The 19,183-nt window shown below is 59.4% G+C and carries 16 protein-coding genes and 2 tRNA genes; 10 read left to right on the top strand and 8 right to left on the bottom strand.

Annotation, left to right across the window (positions count from 1 at the left end):
- Positions 1-407: 407 nt before the first annotated feature.
- From EHF33_RS12400 to EHF33_RS12380, 5 genes are all read left to right on the top strand, one after another.
- A complete protein-coding gene (locus EHF33_RS12400; protein ID WP_241191166.1) occupies positions 408-2,183 on the top strand; it encodes an ABC transporter ATP-binding protein in 1,776 nt (591 codons plus the stop codon).
- A gap of 30 nt (positions 2,184-2,213) precedes the next feature.
- Positions 2,214-2,708 carry a GNAT family N-acetyltransferase gene (locus tag EHF33_RS12395; protein ID WP_124872023.1) on the top strand — a complete coding sequence of 165 codons (495 nt, stop codon included), beginning with the start codon at positions 2,214-2,216 and terminating at the stop codon, positions 2,706-2,708.
- A gap of 570 nt (positions 2,709-3,278) precedes the next feature.
- Entirely contained in the window at positions 3,279-4,556 is a 1,278-nt protein-coding gene (gene glcF, locus EHF33_RS12390; RefSeq protein ID WP_124872020.1) for a glycolate oxidase subunit GlcF, read from the top strand.
- Complete coding sequence (locus tag EHF33_RS12385; protein ID WP_241191165.1) at positions 4,553-5,986, top strand: FAD-binding oxidoreductase; 1,434 nt, start codon at positions 4,553-4,555, stop codon at positions 5,984-5,986. Before glcF ends, EHF33_RS12385 begins: the two co-directional genes overlap by 4 nt.
- A 71-nt stretch (positions 5,987-6,057) precedes the next feature.
- Positions 6,058-6,714, top strand: a complete 657-nt coding sequence (locus EHF33_RS12380) for a DUF5639 domain-containing protein (RefSeq protein ID WP_124872017.1) — start codon at positions 6,058-6,060, stop codon at positions 6,712-6,714.
- Positions 6,715-6,765: 51 nt separating this feature from the next.
- Here the strand turns inward: EHF33_RS12380 and EHF33_RS12375 are convergent, their stop codons facing one another.
- Positions 6,766-8,118: an SAM-dependent methyltransferase gene (locus EHF33_RS12375; protein WP_124872014.1), complete on the bottom strand. Its 1,353-nt coding sequence runs from the start codon at positions 8,116-8,118 to the stop codon at positions 6,766-6,768.
- A 104-nt stretch (positions 8,119-8,222) separates the two neighbouring features.
- The gene (locus EHF33_RS12370; RefSeq protein WP_124872011.1) at positions 8,223-8,465 is read right to left on the bottom strand and encodes a hypothetical protein; all 243 of its coding nucleotides are present in this window, start codon (positions 8,463-8,465) and stop codon (positions 8,223-8,225) included.
- Between the two features lie 135 nt (positions 8,466-8,600).
- On the opposite strand from EHF33_RS12370, the gene EHF33_RS12365 reads away from it, so the two are divergent.
- Both EHF33_RS12365 and EHF33_RS12360 read left to right on the top strand, forming a co-directional pair.
- Positions 8,601-8,677, top strand: a tRNA-Pro gene (locus EHF33_RS12365).
- Positions 8,678-8,774: 97 nt separating this feature from the next.
- Positions 8,775-8,848: transfer RNA gene (locus EHF33_RS12360), tRNA-Gly, on the top strand.
- Positions 8,849-8,937: 89 nt separating this feature from the next.
- Here the strand turns inward: EHF33_RS12360 and EHF33_RS12355 are convergent.
- Positions 8,938-10,071 (bottom strand): type IV pilus twitching motility protein PilT, encoded by a 1,134-nt coding sequence (locus EHF33_RS12355; RefSeq protein WP_124872008.1) that lies wholly within the window; start codon positions 10,069-10,071, stop codon positions 8,938-8,940.
- 553 nt (positions 10,072-10,624) lie between these two features.
- On the opposite strand from EHF33_RS12355, the gene EHF33_RS12350 reads away from it, so the two are divergent.
- Positions 10,625-11,839, top strand: coding sequence for a vWA domain-containing protein (locus EHF33_RS12350; RefSeq protein WP_164473476.1), 1,215 nt, complete (start codon positions 10,625-10,627; stop codon positions 11,837-11,839).
- 198 nt (positions 11,840-12,037) lie between these two features.
- Here EHF33_RS12350 and EHF33_RS12345 read toward each other — a convergent pair whose 3' ends face one another.
- The 5 genes from EHF33_RS12345 to EHF33_RS12325 form a co-directional block, all read right to left on the bottom strand.
- Positions 12,038-12,967: an ABC transporter substrate-binding protein gene (locus tag EHF33_RS12345; RefSeq protein ID WP_241191164.1), complete on the bottom strand. Its 930-nt coding sequence runs from the start codon at positions 12,965-12,967 to the stop codon at positions 12,038-12,040.
- Positions 12,968-13,212: 245 nt separating this feature from the next.
- On the bottom strand, positions 13,213-13,659 hold the full coding sequence (locus tag EHF33_RS12340) for a hypothetical protein (protein ID WP_124872001.1): 447 nt from the start codon (positions 13,657-13,659) through the stop codon (positions 13,213-13,215).
- An 18-nt stretch (positions 13,660-13,677) separates the two neighbouring features.
- Positions 13,678-14,739: a TRM11 family methyltransferase gene (locus EHF33_RS12335; protein WP_124871998.1), complete on the bottom strand. Its 1,062-nt coding sequence runs from the start codon at positions 14,737-14,739 to the stop codon at positions 13,678-13,680.
- Between the two features lie 79 nt (positions 14,740-14,818).
- Entirely contained in the window at positions 14,819-15,271 is a 453-nt protein-coding gene (locus EHF33_RS12330) for a hypothetical protein (RefSeq protein ID WP_124871995.1), read from the bottom strand.
- Positions 15,264-15,734, bottom strand: a complete 471-nt coding sequence (locus tag EHF33_RS12325; RefSeq protein ID WP_124871992.1) for a hypothetical protein — start codon at positions 15,732-15,734, stop codon at positions 15,264-15,266. The genes EHF33_RS12330 and EHF33_RS12325 overlap by 8 nt, the downstream gene beginning before the upstream one ends.
- 186 nt (positions 15,735-15,920) lie before the next feature.
- Between EHF33_RS12325 and EHF33_RS12320 the strand changes: the two genes are divergently transcribed.
- Both EHF33_RS12320 and EHF33_RS12315 read left to right on the top strand, forming a co-directional pair.
- On the top strand, positions 15,921-18,695 hold the full coding sequence (locus EHF33_RS12320; protein ID WP_124871989.1) for a type I restriction endonuclease subunit R: 2,775 nt from the start codon (positions 15,921-15,923) through the stop codon (positions 18,693-18,695).
- Positions 18,696-18,812: 117 nt separating this feature from the next.
- A complete protein-coding gene (locus EHF33_RS12315; RefSeq protein ID WP_124871986.1) occupies positions 18,813-19,118 on the top strand; it encodes a hypothetical protein in 306 nt (101 codons plus the stop codon).
- Positions 19,119-19,183: the final 65 nt, after the last annotated feature.

Raw genomic sequence — 19,183 nt, 5'->3', positions numbered from 1 at the left:
GAAACATCATTTATGGACGCGCATAGCTACTCACAGCCTTGACAGTGTGACGATCAGCAACGTGGAACATCTCCAGCGTTTTGAGCAACTGGGCCACACCTTGTCCAACGTTTCAGATGATGAAACCGAACACACTCCACAACCTGCCTTTCAGGTCGAGCTCTAAGCCTATTGGCCCATGCCCGCACCTCGCCTCATGGCTATGCTGAGCGTAAGACCAAGCTTTAGGAGACTCACCATGAAAAGCCACGTAACGCCCGCCCCGAACCAGATCGCCACTTTCCTCGGAGGACGTTACACTTCATGCCTATCTCTCAAGTCTCGTTGTTGCACGGGTGGAAGTTCACCCATGTTGTAACCGTATTTCCTGGTCTATTCACCGCTCCCTCCTCTCGCTGGGCGTGCCGGTGATTCCGCCCGTCACGCTGCCGCTACTGGCCCGGCTGAAAACCTTTGCCTCGTATTACCGCCCTTACCGCCGCATCCTGATTCTGGATTTGCTATGCGCCTTCGTGGTGGCGGGCATCACCCTGATTTTTCCGCTGTGTGCTGGGTATGTGACCCGCACCGTACTGGGAGAGGCTGGGCTGGGTGAAACTGGCCCGCAGGCGCTGGCCGACCTGACCCGCGTGGGCGTCTTTATGCTGGGGCTGGTGGCGCTCCATCTGATCTGTAATACTTTCGTGGATTATCAGGGACACATCATGGGCACGCGTATGGAAGGCGACATGCGGCGTGATTTGTTCCGGCATCTGCAATCGCTGCCCTTCGGCTTTTACGACTCCCAGCGCACCGGGCAACTGATGAGCCGCCTCACCAACGACTTGTACAACATCGGCGAACTGGCACACCACTTCCCAGAAGACCTGCTGATTGCGCTGCTGAAATTTGTGGGCGTATTCGTCATTCTGGCAAGCATCAATCTCAACCTGACGCTGCTGCTGTTCGCCTTCTTGCCGCTCATGGCGGCCTATGCGGTCTTCTTCAACATTCGCATGAACGCCGCCATGATGCGGAGCCGGGCGCGGATTGCCGACGTGAATGCGCAGGCCGAAGACACCTTGGCGGGCATCCGCGTGGTGCAGTCCTTTACCGGAGAGGCCACCGAACAGCGCCGTTTTGACGCCGAGAACGCCCGCTTCGTGGACAGCCGCCGAGCCGAATACCGCGCTGAAGCGTATTTCTATCAGGGCATGACTGCCTTCTCGCAACTGATGCTGATTGCCGTGCTGTCTTTTGGCGGCCTTGCCAGCGTGCGCGGGGCGCTGCGGCTGGATGAACTGGTGACGTACCTGCTGTGCGTGGGCCTGCTGCTGGAGCCCGTTTCGCGGCTGGTCAACATCGCCCGGCTGCTTCAGGAGGGGGTCACGGGCTTTGAGCGTTTTCTGGAATTGATGGCGGTTAGCCCCAGCATTCAGGACGCGCCGCAAGCACTAGAAATCAGGGACGTGCGCGGCGAGATCACCTTCCAGCACGTCACCTTTCGCTACGGCCCTGATCAGCCACCAGCGCTACAGGGCATCAACCTGAGTATCCATGCGGGTGAGTTCGTGGCGCTGGTGGGCGCGTCGGGGGTGGGCAAGAGCACCCTCTGCGCCCTGATTCCGCGCTTTTACGAGGTCAGCGAAGGGCAGATTTTGCTGGACGGCACACCGATCACTGATCTGAAACTGGATTCCCTGCGGCGGCAGATCGGTGTGGTGCAGCAGGACGTGTACCTGTTCGCCGGAACTGTACTGGACAACATCCGCTATGGACGCCCCACTGCCTGCGAGGCCGAGATCAAGGAAGCTGCGCGGCAAGCCGGGGCGCACGATTTCATTGCGGCGCTGCCAAATGGCTACCACACCGACATCGGTCAGCGCGGCGTGAAGCTGTCCGGTGGGCAAAAGCAGCGCCTGAGCATCGCGCGGGTGTTCCTCAAAGACCCGCCCGTGTTGATCTTTGACGAGGCCACCAGCGCCCTAGACAACGAATCCGAAGCGCTGGTGCAGGAATCGTTGGAGCGTCTGGCCCAGCGGCGCACCACACTGGTCATCGCGCACCGCCTGTCGACTGTACGGAATGCCGGACGAATCCTCGTGCTGACCAAGGACGGCCTGACCGAGCAGGGTACCCACGCCGAATTGATGGCTCAAGGCGGCGTCTACGCCCGCTTGCAAGCAACAGGACTGCGGCTCTAGACCTTCCAGAAGACCCGCTATTATGCCCGCATGACCGACAGCGCCCTGATTTTGCGGCCCGCCACCCGTGAGGATGTGGGGTTTTTGCAGTCCCTCTTGCCGCGTTTCATCTCGTTCGGCCTGCCATTAGGCCAAGACGAAGGCGCGGTGCTGGCGGGCGCGACTCAGAATCTGCTGGCCGCCCTCGCCGCGCCGCAAACCGACAGCGCCCTGCTGATCGCTTGGGTGGAAGAGGAGGAAAAGCCCCCTCGCCGCGCTGGATTCCTGCGCCTGGACACCGAGCGCCCGCTGTTCGGCAAACCGTTTGCCTACTTGGCTGACTTGGCACTCGCAGAGTGGGCCGAGGGCCTAGGCCTGGGCCAGATTTTGCTGAACGAGGCCGAGAACTGGGCCAGAGCGCAGGGTTTGAAGCACATCCAACTGCATGTCTTTGCCACCAACGTCCGCGCCCGCAAGTTGTATGAACGGGCGGGGTATAGCGAGGCCACGCTGGGACTGGTGAAGGTGTTGAAGGGGAAGAAGTAGGCGGTGAATTGAGAGTGTAGAGAAGGGAAGTTACTTTTTATATTTAAAATTTACGAGCGAGTCGATTTGACGTTTACAATATCCCGCAGTTATTTTAGAAGAAGGGCTATTGAGTTTCATTCCTACTTCGGAGAAGATATCGATAGGAGTATTACCAGATCCACTCTCATTCGAAAGTTTAGCTGCCTTGATGATCTGTTGAGCTATACTATCCTGATTTTCTTGACAAATAGAGGCGACACTTCCTAAAAAAATGCTTGACTTCGCGTCATCCCTCTCCAATCCACTCTCCACCGCAATGCGTTGAGCGGGTGAGAGCGGAGTCAGCCATTTGTGGATAAGTGCCGCACTGATAAGCAGTACGTAGAAAACCAGAGGAAACAAAAGGCGTGGATTTGCGGTAGATATAGTAAATCACTCCTCAACACAATCCACTTCTCCTGCCTATCGTACCAAAGTCCCCACGCTGCCCAGATCAGCGCCGATTCTCAACCTCTACCGACTTGTCTTGCCCGCCGCACTATTGTCCCGCCCACCGTGTGCCATCCTCGGAGGCATGAGGGCTACGCCATGAACCATGACATTCCCGTCAGCCAGATCGGGCCGCAGGGCGAAATCATGGCCCACGCCATCGAGGCCTGCGTCCACTGCGGCTTTTGCCTGCCCGCTTGTCCCACCTACGCGCTGCTGGGCGACGAGATGGACAGTCCACGCGGGCGCATCTTCCTGATGAAGGAAGTGCTGGAAGGTGAGCTGCCGCTGTTTGACGCCGCGCCGCACCTGGACCGCTGCCTGGGCTGCATGGGCTGCGTCACCGCCTGCCCCAGTGGAGTGGCCTACGGCGAACTGATCACCAGTTTTCGCGGCTGGAGCGAGCCTCAGCGCAACAGAAGTGCTTTCGACAAGGCCAAGCGCGTCGCCATTCTGAAGGCGCTTCCAGCTCCCAAGTTGTTCAGCGTGGCCGCCAGAATCGGCCAGTACGCCAAGCCGCTCGCGCCGCTGCTGCCCGACGCTCTCAAATCGCCGCTCGATCTGTTGCCCGAACATGTTCCGGCCATGCTGGATTTGCCGAAGTTCACGCCAGCGCAGGGAACAAAACGGGCCAGAGTCGCCTTCCTCGTCGGCTGCGCTCAGCAAGCCCTCGCGCCCAATTTCAACGCGGCCACCTTGCGGGTGCTGGCCCGCAACGGCGTGGAAGTCGTCATTCCGGAGGATCAGGGCTGCTGCGGGGCGGCGGCGCTGCACACCGGAGCGCGGGATGAAGCCCTGAAACTGGCCCGCAACAACATCGCGGCCTTCAATCCAGACGAGTACGACGCCATTCTCAGCAATGCGGCGGGCTGCGGGGCGGGTCTGCGCGAGTATCCCGAAGTCTTGCACGGCCTCCCCGACGAAGACGCAGCCAAAAAGCTGGCGGCCAAAGTCATGGACATCAGTACCTTCCTGGCACAGCTGAGCGAGGACGGCGGCCTGGAACCGTTTATGCCCGCTTCCAGGCCGATTAAAATCGCTTACCACGACGCTTGCCACCTGGCCCACGCGCAAGGCATCCGCGCCGAGCCGAGGGCGCTCCTCAAACTGATTCCCAACGTGAGCCTGTTGGAAGTCCCGGAGGGCGATCTGTGCTGCGGCTCGGCAGGCACTTACAACTTGGAGCAGCCTGAACTCGCCACCCAGCTCGGTGAGCGCAAGGCCAAGAATGTGCTGTCAACGCAGCCGGATATGGTCGCCAGCGGCAACATCGGCTGCCACACCCAGATTCAAAGCCACCTCAGACGGCAAGGCAGCGGCGTGCCGATTCACCACACCATCGAGATTTTGGACATGGCCTATCAGGGGCTGCTGTGAGTCTGTTTAACAGACGGAAACCGGAAAAATTAGCTCTGACGGCCAACTCGCCCGTCAGCAAACCGCGTTCCACCGAAGCGCCGAGCAGTCCGCTGGCGGCTGAACTCACCCGCTTGCTGGGGCCGCAAAAAGTGCTGAGCGCTTATGGTGAGCGCCTGAACTACCGCTACGACGCCATCCTGGTGGGCAAAACGCCGCTGTGTGTGGTGCTGCCGGAAACCACCGCCGACGTGGTGGCGGCGGTGCGTGCGGCCAGAGCGGCGGACGTGCCGATTGTCGGGCGCGGCGCAGCCAGCGGCCTCTCAGGTGGGGCCGCGCCGCTCGAAGAGTCGCTGGTAATCTCGTTTACCCGCATGACCAAACTCACGATCTACCCCGAACAACGCGAAGCCAGGGCGCAGGCAGGCGTGATCACGCTGGCGGTCAGCGAACAGGCCAGGCCTCACGGTCTGGTTTATCCGCCCGACCCGGCCAGCTTCCGTACCAGCACCATCGGCGGCAACCTCGGTGAAAACGCGGGCGGCCCAATGTGCTTCAAGTACGGCGTCAGCGGCGATTATGTCAAAGCTCTGGAATTTGTGGACGTGGACGGCGGCATTCACGAACTCAGGCGCGACGCTTTTGATCTGGCGGGCCTGCTGATCGGCTCAGAAGGCACGCTGGGCCTCATCACCGAGGCCACCTTGCGCCTGACCCCGCCGCCCAGATTCACCCGCACCCTGATGAGCCACTTTGCCGAGGTCGGACAGGCTGCCGAAGCCGTGTCGCAGGCGATTGCAGCGGGCGCGGTTCCGGCCAAGCTGGAATTTATGGACAAGGCTTGCACCAACGCTGTGGAAGACTATTTGCAAATCGGCCTGCCCCGTGAAGCCGAGGCGGTGCTGCTGGTCGATACTGATGGCGACGATCTGGCAACGGTGGAAGAAGAACTGGCCCTAGTGGAAGCCGCCTGCCAAGATCACGGCGGAACTGTGCGCCGCGCCGCCGACGATGCCGAAAGTGCTGCGCTGTGGCGGGCCAGACGTAGCATCAGCCCAGCGTTGGGCCGCATCCGTCCGCAGCGCATGAACGAGGACATCGTGGTGCCGCGAAGCGTGCTGGCCGAGGTGGTGCGCGAAATCCGCTCTCTCGGCGAGGCGTCGGGCTTTCATCTGGTGCAGTTCGGGCACATCGGCGACGGCAATTTGCACCCCAATATCCTGTTCGACCCGCGCACCGAGAGTAGCGAGAAGGTGCATGAACTGGCCTATCAGGTGGCGCAGGTCGCCATCCGGCACGGCGGCGTGCTGAGCGGTGAACACGGCATCGGGGCCATGAAACGCGATTTTATGCGCGACGCGGTGGACGCGGTGACGCTGGAAGCCTTATGGGACGTGAAGCGGGCGCTCGACCCGGAGGGAATGCTGAATCCGGGGAAGATACTGCCCTGAGTGTGAAGCAAGTCTCCTGACACTCGACACCCCCTCTGTTTCCCATAGCCACCCACACGGAGGCCCACCCTATGCCCATCCTTAAACTCAGCGCTGCCGATCAGACCCTAGTCGCCAGCGGAGACACCGACCTGCTGGAGATTTATGAATCACTTCCGGCTGGCCTGTATCCGCCCTTTCCGCCAGTCGAGTTGCCCGGCGGCTTAAACGGCCTGCTCATTCGCGGCGGCTTTGCCCAGAACTTTTTCTTCACGGGTGAAATTTTGGGCGTCACCTTTGAAGCTCCCAGCGGACGAACCATCAAAGCAGGCGGACAAGTCGTCAAGAACGTGCAAGGCTACGACCTGACGCGGCTGTTTGTCGGCTCGTTCGGGCTGCTGGGCGTTGCTCAAGAAGTCACCTTGCGGCTTCGGCCCGGTTTGGCCGCACGCCATGTCAGCCGCTCGGGAGCGCTGGCCGACCTCTCCCCTGGCCGCGCCCGCTTTATCTGGGAAGTGGAAGGCCGCATCCACCTGATGCACTTCGGCCACGCCCGGGAGGTGGCCGCCGTACTGGCCGAGTTCGGCGGCGAAGAGGTCAGCGCCCCGCTCGATCTGCGCTCCCTGTTTGCTGCTGGGATGAGTCCGGGCGAGGGCGGGCCAGTGCGCGATTTGCGTTTCGGCTGGCTGAGCGGCCTAGCGCAGCCGGACGTGCCGCCGCTGTTTCAGAAAGTGGCGGCAGCGCTGTAGAAACGGCGTGTGGAAAGGCAACCGAAAAGGTCGCTCTCTCCACACGCCGCTTTACTGGTACAAATCCGCCCGGCTTCTCGGCAGTTCCACTCGCCGCCCGGCGTCCGGCTTGGCCAGCAGGGTTTGAAAGATGGAAAGGTGGCCGGCGCTGAAGTAATACACGCAGGCGTTCAGGTAAATGCGCCACAGGCGGTAGCGCTCCTCGCCCAAATGGGCCAGCGCTTCGGCTTCGTGGGCTTCCAGATTTTTGGCCCAATGCTGGGTGGTCTGAGCGTAGTGCTCGCGCAGGTTTTCCACGTCGCGCACTTCAAACAGCGCTTCCTCGGCAAACTTCTGGGTTTCCCAGATCGGCAGCAGTTCACCGTCTGGGAACACGTAGCGGCGGGCGAAATTGCCGGATTGCAGCAAGTTCGACACCTTGGCCTGCCCCAGCCCCGACGAGATGGCGTGGTTGAGCATCAGTCCGCCGGGACGCAACACGCGCATGGTGGTGGCAAAATACTCGGCCATGTTCTTGCGGCCCACGTGCTCGGCCATCCCGATGCTGCTGATCTTGTCGAACGGTCCCTCAACGTCGCGGTAATCGCGCAGCTCTAGGCTGACCAAGTGATCCAGTCCAGCAGCCGTGACCCGCGCCTGGCCTTCCTGCAACTGCGCTTCCGACAGCGTGACGCCCAACACCGAGACGCCGTAGTGTTGCGCGGCGTAGATGGCTAATCCGCCCCAGCCGCAGCCGATGTCCAGCAGCTTTTCGCCAGGTTTGAGCCTCAGCTTGCGGCAGATCAGTTCCAGTTTGGCAGCCTGGCCCTCGTCCAGCGTTTCGTCACCATTGGGAAAATAGCCGCACGAATAGACCATCCTTGAATCTAACCACAGCTTGTAAAAGTCGTTGGACACGTCGTAATGGTGGGCAATGGCGGCCTTGTCGCGCTCACGGCTGTGGGTTTCGCCTTCCAAACTGGCTTTGGGCGCGGGCGGCGGCGCTCCGGCTCCCCGGCGCAGGGTTTCGTAGTCGCGCAGCATGGCGGGCATGGCGGCCCAGCCCGGCGCGGCGTCGAAGGTATCGGCCAGTTCCACCACCGCTGAGAAATCGCCCTCGATGTCAAAGTCGCCCCGAATGTAGGCTTCGCCCAGCGCCACATCGAGGGGCAGCCGCAGCATTCGGCCCAGCGTCTTGGGGCTGTTGAGGATGAGTTTGGCGTCTTCTCCTGCGGTGGCGGGCAAAGTGGTGCCGTCCCACAGCGTGATGGAAAAGCGGCGGCGCGTGGGCAGACCGGCCCCAAGCAAATTCAGCGCGGCGTCGCGGACTTGCCCAGCAGTGGCGGCGGGGCGGCTGCGGGCGGCAACTACGGCAGCAGCGGTGAGCGCTGCGGCGGCGAGAGTAGCGGTACGGCGTTTAGACATGCGGGCATGATAACGGCTCTCAGGAAAGCGGGTTGTGGTGAGTAGTTAAGGTCAAAATGTTGGTGTCCGTATTTAGGAAATGGTGGGGCGAACAAACTGGGGTGTCATTGACTCCAACCCGCGTCTTGCCAACCCGCATTTTGGAGCAGCGCTTGGCACCGCGCCCGCACCCGCTCGGAAGGGTGCAGCAGCCCCACCCTCAGGAGTTGCTGCGGCCTGCCCGCATCCTGTAAGGCTTGGACGGCGGCGGCAACAGTTCCGGGATGCGCCGAGCCGAGATCGTCCAGCACGGCGCGGGTCAGGGGATGCAGCGGGGCCGGAGGCAAAAAAACAGGAATGAGCAACATGCCTGAGCTTACGCGCCGCGCCGACGTGCAGCGAGAGCCAAGCGGCTTAACATCCACTAAGCCGAATAGACGGGCACCAATGGGCAGGCTTGTGATTGGCGCGAACTCTGCTATACTCCTTTCTGCGCGTGGTGACGAGGCGTAGCGCAGGCTGGTAGCGCACTTGGTTTGGGACCAAGGGGTCGCAGGTTCGAATCCTGTCGCCTCGACCAATGTCACGCGCATGAGCGCTTACAGGGTCAATTCTGCTGGGTTAGGGACTTGGCCCTGAGTGCTTAAATAGACGGTGCTTATATGATCAGTATTTAAGCGAGATTGGTGTAGTGGTAGCACAGCAGCCTTCCAAGCTTCTGGCCTCGGTTCGAATCCGTGATCTCGCTCCACGAACAAAGCTTCATAGCAAAAAAACGACCCCCGCTTTGGGGGCTTTTTGCTGACCAAGTGCTGGCGCTGTACTGACTCGGAGGCGGTGTTAACTCGCCGCCGCTTCGCTGGGCCGCGTAGCCTGCGCCGAGGCGTAACTGATCTGCATCAGCTTGATCTTGACTTCGTGGGGGCGGGTGGCGGCTTGCAGGGCATCCTCGCGGCTGAGCTGGCCCAAGCGCACCAGTTCCACCAGATGCTGATCGAAGGTCTGCATGCCGTGCAGCGAGCCTTCCTCGACGGCCTGCTTAATTTCTTCAAACTTGTCTTCTTGCTTGAGGCACTCACGGATGGTAGATGTGCCGAGCATCACTTCTAATCCCAGCACCCGCCCGCCACCAACTTTGGGCAGCAGCCGCTGGCTGACCACGCCCACCAAGCTCTCGGACAGGCCCTGCCGAATCTGGTGGCGCTCGTGCGGCGCAAAAAAATCGATGATGCGCGTCACCGTCCGCATGGCGTCCATGGTGTGCAGGGTGCTGAAGACGAGGTGGCCAGTTTGCGCCGCCGAGAGAGCCGCTTCCACCGTCTCTTTGTCGCGCATTTCACCGATCAAGATCACGTCGGGATCTTGGCGCATCGAGGCCCGTAGGCCCGCCGCGAACGAGAGGGTGTCGCTGCCGAGTTCGCGCTGAGAAACGCTGGCCCGCTTATCCGGGTGCAAAATCTCAATCGGGTCTTCGAGCGTCAAGATGTTGACCGGCTCGTGGGCGTTGATGTGATCGATCATCGAGGCCAGCGTGGTGGTTTTGCCGCTTCCAGTAGGGCCAGTCACCAAAATCAGGCCGCGCTCGTGGGCCACCAACGACTCGAAGGTGGTTTGCGGTAGGCCGAGCTGCTCAAAGGTGGGAATCGGTTTGTCTTCGATAACCCGCATAATCATGCCGATGGAGCCGCGCTGATAATAAGCATTGACCCTAAAGCGGGCCAAGCCCGGCACGCTGTAAGCAAAGTCGGCGTCGCGCCGCACGGTAAATTCGCTCCATTGATCGGCGCGGGGCAGCATCAAGCGGGTAAACTGCTCCATTTGTTCGGCACTCAGGCGCTCGGCCCCGAAGCGGCGCAGCTCTCCGCAGATGCGGCCGCTGGCTGGGCTGCCCGCTCGAAAGTGAACATCGCTGGCTCCGGCTTTGACAATGAGGGTGAGGAGTTCGTGCAGCACGTCTTGAGAAAGCGCTTCCATCCCGAGAGCCTAAAGAAACGCGCCTCACGCAACTCTGACGGCGGGCGAGCTTGAGGAGCGGGCGAGGGCGCAAAGCACCCAGACTTCAAAACGTGGCGCGGAGGTGCTACAGTTCTTCGGTCGGGAACGTGGGAAACTTCGAGTTTTCAGCACCCCCAATGTGCACCCTTAGCTCAGATGGATAGAGCAACCGCCTTCTAAATGATGGCTCACCTCGTTTTTGAGGGCGTCTGAGACAGCTTTTAACTACCTTAGCACCATAACTTTTTGCCGTCCCAGACGGCATTTTCTATTGTTATAGCACTAGAACATTTTGATACAGAGTGTTGGGCTTCGTGGGGATCACTTGGGCGTCAAAACACAACTTTTTCCGAGCCAATGGGCGACAAATGGGCAACGGATTGAGCGGCGAATTTGCCATCTGGCACAGCCTCAAGTGGTTTAGCCCTAGAGTTCTCTGCAAATTGAGCCAGTGGAGTGTTAGAGACCGACAATCTAGCCCCTAAGCCGATTTCGTTCAAAGAACTCAATGGGCCTGTACGATCCTACGGGCATGAAACCAATCTTGACCGTGATCGCTAACCGGCCCCTCAACACCTTTCTTCCCACTGGCAGCCACGACACCCTTGACGTGCTCATACGAGTCCAAGTGCCGCAAGCCGAATCCAGCCAGCGTCAGCCGCTTGACTTGGCCCTCGCCATTGATGTCAGCGGCAGCATGAAAGGCTTGCCGCTGGAACTGGCTAAAGCCGCCACCAAACTCATTTTGAGCCAGCTTCAGCCCAGCGACCGAATCGCGCTGGTGACGTTCCACAGCCACGCCGAGGTGGTTTTTCCCCTGCAACCCGTCACTGATCTCGCCGCCTTAGAGCGTTTAGTTGACGGTCTAAGGGTGGGCGGCAGCACGGCCCTGTATGCCGGATGGCAGACCGCCTCCAGCTTATTGATGCCGGGGGCGCTGGAGGGACGGCTCTCCCGCACTCTGCTGCTGACTGATGGCCGCGCCAATGTGGGCTTGCGTGACCCAAGTGGGCTGGCTGCCCAGTTCTCTGTCGCCCAGATTCAAGGCGTCAGCAGCAGCAGCGTAGGCGTCGGCCTGCGATACGACGAGCAGCTGTTGGAACAGCTCGCCGGAGCGGGGGACGGCAACTACCACTTCGCCGAGCGGCCAGACGAGCTATCAGGCATTTTTGAAGCTGAACTCCACAGTTTACGGGGCACACTGGGGAGGCGAGTCAGTCTAGGCATCAAGGGCGCAGTGGTCAAAGACGCCCTCAACGATCTGCCGAGACTGTCAACAGGCCGCAGCGCCCTGCCACCTCTGCGCTCTGGTCAGACGCTCGACCTCGTTTACCGGCTGGAAGTACAAGCCAAAACAACTTTGGAACTTCGCTTGGCTTGGGATGACCACCAGGGCGAACGCCAGACCGAACGTCTCAGCATCCATCTGCCTGCCGCACCGCTCAACGGGAGCGCACCAGAACACGCCGAGGTGGTGCAAGCCCGCGAACGTCTGCTGGTAGCGCGGGCACAACGAGAAATCGCTCGACTGGCCGATGTGGGCGACCTCAGCGGAGCGTCGGTACTCATCAGCGGGCTGCGGAACCGCTTAATGGTAGAAGGAATGCGCTCAGGCGTTTCCTTACAAACCGAGTTGCAGCAGCTTGCTGACCTGGAAGCCCGCCTGCGCCGCCACGACCGCGCCTCAGTCAGCAAAGTGGCCCGCAAGCAGTCGTATGACAAGATGACGGGGCGAGAACAGAACTGACCCCACAACATCACAGAAGCGCCCTGACATATTCGGCCAGGGCGCTTCATTTTGGGTGTGAGCTTAGGACTTACGCGAAACTCAGAGATGGGTTTTCAGTTGCTTGCGCATGTAGTCTTCAAGAAGACCGAAATTCAGCGCGTAGATCGTTTTCTTTGCTGCCCTTGCCAGTAACGATGTTAAGCATCCAGATAAAATTCAGCAACGAATGTCATCGTCAAAGTATTGCAGCGAAAGCTTGTGGTAGGAACCGTCCTTCAAAACGGTCGCCAACGCTGTATTGAGTGCTGTTTTCAAAGTGGCATTGCCCTTACTCACGGCCATGCCGCTGGCGACACGCCAGAGCACCTCACCAAGCACCAGATTGGCCTTGGGATAAAGCTTGACGGCGCTGGCGGCACCGAAACGATCGGTGAGGGCAGCGTCAACTTGGCCGAGGGCCACTGCTCGGTAAGTGGCTTCGGTCGAAGGGTAGACCTTGATCTGTTTTTTGAATGGTAATTTTTGTAAAAAAGTGAGGTTGACGCTGCCCGACTCGGCACCGAGCGTCTTGTTTTCCAAAGCTTTGGTGGTGAGCGGCCCACCTTTGAGGGCCAGCAGCAAGTTGCCGCCGCAGTAATGCGGTTGCGTAAAATCTACGATCTTGGCCCGGGTAGATGTCATCGCGTGAGACGCGATCACCACATCATAATTACTTTTGTCGAAGTCATTCAGTAGCGAGTCGAAATCCACCTTGACCCATACTGGCTTGAGATTCATCTGTTTGGCCAGCAGGTTCCCCAACTCGACTTCAAAGCCAGTGAACTGATTGTTTTTGAGGTAGTTGAACGGCTCGTAATCAGCGCTCGTGGCCAGCCGCAATACACCACTGGAACGAACCTGATCGTAGGTTCGTGCCTGCGCACCGAAACTCAGCTGCGAGAGGAGTAAAGAAGCCAGCAAAAAACGTATAGACACAATCATAGGATTCTCCGGACTTGAGAGGTTGCATAGTGGCCCTGCTTTTTTAGAGAAGGAGATGAAGTTGAAGAGTACGGTCAAACCCTTGCTGCGCATCCGTTTGAAAGGCACCTCAAGAGGAAGTACAGGAGCGCCAAGAGTTTCCACTCCACCGAACAGGATGCCCAAGTCACTCTGACAACGTTGTTACCGGGCTTCAGTCAATTCTGCGCAGGTGGAGTTAAGCCCCGATCATAGGAGTCATAACCATGACACTCCGAAAACGTTGTCGTCGATGTGGTCAGCAAAATAGGTCTGTGTCCGATTGATCTGTGTTGCAGCCAAAACTCGCAGTACCGTTTTCGATTGACTCTTCGAGGTCTTCCCACCAGCTCAGAATCTCAAATTTGCCCAGTTTCGCGTAAGTCCTAAGCTTAAAAGCGGGCGGCCCGTCGCCAAACTCGGCTTAGCTTACGGCCCGTCAAAGCGTCAATCTGGCGCAGAATCAACTTGTTGGGCACAGCCATAGGTCGCACTGCCAGAACGCTGTGAACTATCTGCTGATCGTTCAGCTCCGGCGATTGACAGACCAAAGCGAAGGTGGCGATAGCCGTGCTGCGGCTCACTCCCGCGTAACAGTGAACGTGTAAGCATTCAGGCTGGTGCTGCGCCAGGAACGCTTGCACTCGTTCTAAGTGCCAGCTCTCAGGCAACGTGTCCAGCGGGTCGCCGTCGGTGTCGTGGAAAACGAGGTCAAGAATCGGCACGCTCAGGCCGTTCAGAACAGCAGGGCGTCCCTCAACGGGGTCAGCAATACTGATGACGGCCTGTACGCCAGTAAGTTCAGGAAAGTCGTGGACGCCACTGATGCTTAGCTTCATAGTCTCCCCCTACTCTGCTCAGTCCTCAGCAGGCTCTTCGTTAATCGGCGGCGACTGAAGCACCAACACATGCCAGCCCTCCCGCCCGTCACGCGAAACAGCGACGTGGGTGGCGGTCAGCTCCTCAATATCCAAGTTGAACTCAGCACAGGCGGAACACCGCATGGCCTGTTGCGCCCGACTCAGCACGTCAAAATCAGACTGGATCGGAACGATAAGCGCCAGATAGCCGCCCGCTTTTACGGCAGCCCAGCAACTGTTCATGATTTCGGTCAGCCATGCCTCGTACCGTTCCGGCGTATACCCCAGCGATTGAGGCCGAGGGGGATGAATGGCCACCAGATCAGCCGATGTAAGGTAACGCTCGCCCAATACTTCTCCCAATGGCTTCTTCAAGAGATCAAGCTCGGCGATAAACGGCTTGGTCGGCGCAATATCGCTAGCCCAGACGTGGTGGCCCATCTCGGTGGCCATCTGTGCGATCACGCCGCTACCCGACATCGGATCGGCCACAATACCCGGCTCCGGCACATAACGGGCGATCAAGCTGCGAACGACAAAGGGGTGTAAGCCTTCGTAAAACTCAACCTCATCGGGTGGGTAGACCCAGACCACCTGACGGTCATCGAAGACCCGCACTTTGCGCCCTTGACTCGCTGCGGGAGCCAGCCAGCCGTGCCCTTCTAGCGTCGGCAACTGCGCCTGCAAATGTTCGGTGAGTTGACGGCGTTGCTGGGTAGTATTTCCGCTGAGCTGTAAGCCCACCAGTTTGCCTTCGGCGTCTTCCTGATGGAGTGCTTCGAGCAGTTGAAAGTTGCCCCCCTCCGAAAGCAGGCGGCGACGATCAGTCCCCCAACGCGAAATATAGCGGTGGTGGTATTTGAAGTTCTTGATACCGAGCGGGAGAGACAGCAATAAATCCTGGGCCTTCTGACTGGACAGATCAGCACTGAAGCGCCGTAAGAGTTCTTCTTCAGCAGGCTGCGGGGTCAGGTCAACACTAAGTGACGCGCCGTAATGCTGGGCCACCGCTCCAATGAGCCGCTGATACAGCGTCCAAGTCCGTCCGGCTCTGGTCATATCTTATTCTCTCACATTTTTTCGTTCAACGAAATAGGGCATTGTGCTGATTGACAATGCGCTTATGGACGGAAACGGTTTAATTGCTGTTGCTGGTCGGCGTGAGGCGGCTCCACCAGATGTTCAACTCCCCTTGGTAGACAAGGGCTTGTTCCCAGCCCTCAATCACGAGGGCCACCAAGCGGTCTAGGAACAGTTGCCGCCGAAAGTAGCGCAGAAGGTAGAATTGTAGCTGCTCGTCCACGATGTTGGCCCGCGTTTTCCAGAGCATCTGGTTGCTACGCCGGAGCGCCCAGGCCGACACATCTTCTTGATTGGGGGCATTGCCCACCCGAACATCCAAGCGGCCAAACTCCTCAAACAGTGAAACCTGCATGGATGTGCCGTCAGTGAACAGAAGCAGCATCTCGCCCCGCTCTGAGTGCTGTGGGAATGTCCACGTCCGAAGAATTGGCCTAAGTTCGTTGAGTAGACCGTAAAGCACTTGGTTGTCTTTACCCGACGCTGCCGCTGGAAAACTCTCTTCAGTCATCAAACTCCCCCCTCAATATCCTGAGCAAGCCCTGGTTGCGGCACCAACTTTGCCAAGCCATCAGTAGCAGGCCCGGCAGTAGCTCGTCGGTCACGATGGTGGTTTCCAATATCGCCAAAACAGTCTGACTCTCCGGCGCGTGATCGGCGACGCTGTACACCCAGAAGCTATCTGCGTTGTGGGCCAGCAAAGTGGCCAGCGCCCCGCGCCGTTTGGGGACGCAGCCCACCGGAAACTCTGCCCGCGTGCCGTCCTCCGTTTGCGACACCCGCACCACCACGGGCGCGTGACCCAGTGAAACGATGAGTCGTCCCTCTGCGCCCGCTTCCACACTGTTGACCAATGGCCCCAAGAATGCTATTTCCTGCCGCCACTGCGCCTGAATGTCTTGTGGTGCTTCCCTGCCTTGCCGTGCCTCGTTAGAGCTTTCCAAGCTGTCCACCGACCCTAACTCTTCTTCCATCCGCTTCTCCTCGCCTGAGCAGAGGTAATCAACCGTCTTGATTACTTCCTTGACGATCAGTCTTTCAAGGAGACGGATTGTTCGTTGAACGAAAAAGATAGATGGCTCAGCCCACTTTAGAAGGACAAACCCATAGAGCGCTCACAGTTACCCGTATCCCTGCTCAAGACATGCGAAACTAGAAACGTGAAACCCGAAGAGCAGGCCCGCCTGCTAATTGACGCCCAGCTCCGCGCCGCAGGCTGGGCCGTTCAGGACTACAAAGCCGCCAATCTGTTTGCCGCTGGGGGCGTGGCACTGCGAGAAGTGCCCACCGCTGCTGGGCCATGTGACTACATGCTGTTCTGGAAGGGCAAAGCCATCGGCATTGTGGAAGCCAAGCCGAAGGGCACCTCGCTGACGGGGGTGAGCGAGCAGACCGACAAGTATTCCACTGGCCTGCCCGAACACATCAAGAAGTACGCCGAGCCGCTGCCATTCGCTTATGAGGCCAACGGGCACGAAGTCAGATTCAGGGATCGGCGCGATCCAGAGAGCCGTTCACGCGGCGTCTTCGCCTTTCATCAGCCTGACACCCTGGGCGGCTGGTTCAAGCAGGCAAATACCCTCAGAGAACGGCTGCGCCACTTCCTCCCACTGAGCCACAAGGGGCTGCGGGACGCCCAGTTTGAGGCCATCACCCACCTCGAAGAGTCGTTCGGCGCAGACCGTCCCCGCGCCCTCATTCAGATGACGATGGGCAGCGGCAAGAGTGTGACCGCCGTGGCCAGCAGTTACCGGCTGCTGAAAGATGCAGGGGCCAAGCGGGTGCTGTTTCTGGTTGACCGTGACAACCTGGGCAAACAGGCGTTGGGCGAGTTCACCAACTTCACCACGCCGGATGACGGGCGCAAGTTCACCGAGCTGTACAAGGTGCAGCACCTCAAAAGCAACCTGATTGACGACAACAGCCAGGTGGTGATTACCACCATTCAGCGTCTCTACAGCATGTTGCGAGGCGAGGCCGAATACGAGGAGGGCAACGAGGAGCGCAGCGCCTACGAGTTAGAAAGCGACCAGAACACCGAGCGGCTGGTGAGCTACAACTCTGCCATTCCGATTGAGACGTTTGACTTCATGATCGCCGACGAGTGCCACCGCTCCATCTACGGCACCTGGCGGCAGGTACTGGAATACTTCGACGCCTTTCTGGTGGGCCTGACCGCTACACCGGACGCCCGCACCATCGGCTTCTTTAACAAAAATCTGGTGATGGAGTACGGCCACGAACGGGCGGTGGCCGACGGCGTGAACGTTCCCTTTGACGTATACCGCCTGCGAACCCGTATTGGCGAGCAGGGCGCGACGGTGGCGGCGGGCGAGTTTCTGGACTACAAAGACCGCTACACCGGCAAGAAGGAGCTGCGGCAACTCGGCGACAACTTCGACTACGCGCCCGCTCAGCTTGACCGCAGCGTGGTGGCGGTGGATCAAATTCGCACGGTGATTCGGGAGTACAAAAACACGGTGCTGCCGCTGGTCTTCCCGAAGCGGGAGTTCGTGCCCAAGACGCTGATCTTTGCCAAAACGGACGCCCACGCCGACGACATCGTGGAAATGGTGCGGCTAGAGTTTGGCAAGGGCAACGACTTTTGTAAGAAGATCACCTACGGCGTGACCGGCGTTTCCACTGACACGCTCATCAAGCAGTTTCGCAACGATTTCAATCCCCGTGTGGTGGTCACGGTGGACATGATCGCCACCGGCACCGACATCAAGGCGCTGGAAGTGCTGCTGTTCATGCGGGACGTAAAATCGCGCAGCTACTTCGACCAGATGAAAGGGCGCGGCACCCGCGTGATTGACAAAGGCGAGCTGCAAAAAGTCAGCAGTGACGCACCGCACAAGGACTTCTTTTTGCTGATTGACGCGGTAGGCGTTACCGAAAGCGACAAGAGCGAAGCCCGGCCCCTGGAACAGCAGCGCAGTGTAAGCCTGGAAAAGCTGCTGCAAGCGGTAGGGTTTGGCGGCGCAGATGCAGCGACCCTGAGCAGCTTGGCCGGACGCCTAGCCCGCATCAACAGCAGCCTGACCCCAACCCAGCGCAGTGAGATTGAGGCGCAGGCAGGCCAGCCTATCAGCCAACTGATTGGGCAACTGCTGAACGCCGCCAGTCCCGACGCGGTACAGGCCAGAGCTGCCCAGAACGTGACAGCGGGCCAGTCGGTTACGGAGGCAGACCTTCAAGACGCCGCCGATGAGCTGCGCTACGAGGCGTCCAAGCCGTTTGGCAAACCGGAGCTGCGCGACTTGATCGTGGCCACTGCCCGCAAAAACGAGGTGGTCATTGACATCGTGACGATGGACGAGGTGCTGCCCGGCCAACACGTTCTGCGGGAAGATGACGCCACCCGCCAGCACCGATTGGCCGAGGGCCGCATTGGCACCTTCAAAGCCTTCATCGAGGCCCACAAAGACGACATAGATGCCCTGAGCATCATCTATTCCCAGCCTTACCGCCAGCGCCACCTGACCTTCCGGCAGATCAAGGAACTCAGCAAGGCACTGGAGAAGCAGGACGCTCACCTGACCCCTGAAACCCTCTACGCCGATTACGCGCTGCTGGACGCGGGCAAGGTCAGCGGGCAGGCGGCGCGGCGGGCGCTGGCCGATCTGGTGGCGCTGGTACGCTATGCGGCGGGGCAAGCTGACATGCTGGAACCCTTCGGCCAGACTGTCACCGCCCGATTCGAGCGCTGGCTCTCAGTACAGGCCGCAGCGGGGCGGGCCTTTAGTGACGAGCAGTTGCGCTGGCTACACCTGATTCGTGACCAGATCGCTGTTGATCTGACCATAGAGGAAACGGCGCTCTACGAGATGCCCTTTGACAGCTTGGGCGGCCTGAAGCAAGCCCGCGCCGTATTTGGCGAAGACGCCTTACGGAAGCTGCTGGACGAGCTGAATCTGGAACTGGCAGCCTGATCGGGTTTCGCTTAACGAAAGAAATCTAATCAAGATACCTTGTTAGCAGAACGAACGGCGGTCACAAGCCTGTTTTCGCTGCGGCTCTTCTGAGGAGCCAAATAACGAGGTCTCACGATGGACGATGTAAGGAAAGACGACATCCAGCTCAACAAAGCGGGCACAGACTCAACAGAAAAGCGCTACAAGCTCGCTTACGCAGATGATGTCAGGTGGACAAGTCAGTGCGTGGATGCCAGCCAGACCGTTACGACCATACCTGGCTTCCCTTTTGAATTTCCGGTTGACCACTTTTACCCTGGCCCAAGCGCGAATGATATTGTCCTGGCTGCGGTTTACGAGTGGGCGGAACTTGAGGAAGAGTACAGGGCCGAGATCGAAGCCAACTACGGCGAATTGACTTACCCAGACGGCATTGCATAAGCACATGGGAAGCCAATGCGCTGGCCGGAGAAGTGCCCACAATCGAAACCTGGCCGCCTCAGCAC

This window comes from Deinococcus psychrotolerans (assembly GCF_003860465.1).
GTDB lineage: Bacteria > Deinococcota > Deinococci > Deinococcales > Deinococcaceae > Deinococcus > Deinococcus psychrotolerans.
The sequence above is the reverse complement of the archived record's forward strand: the minus strand, read 5'-3'. Positions and strand labels throughout refer to the sequence as shown.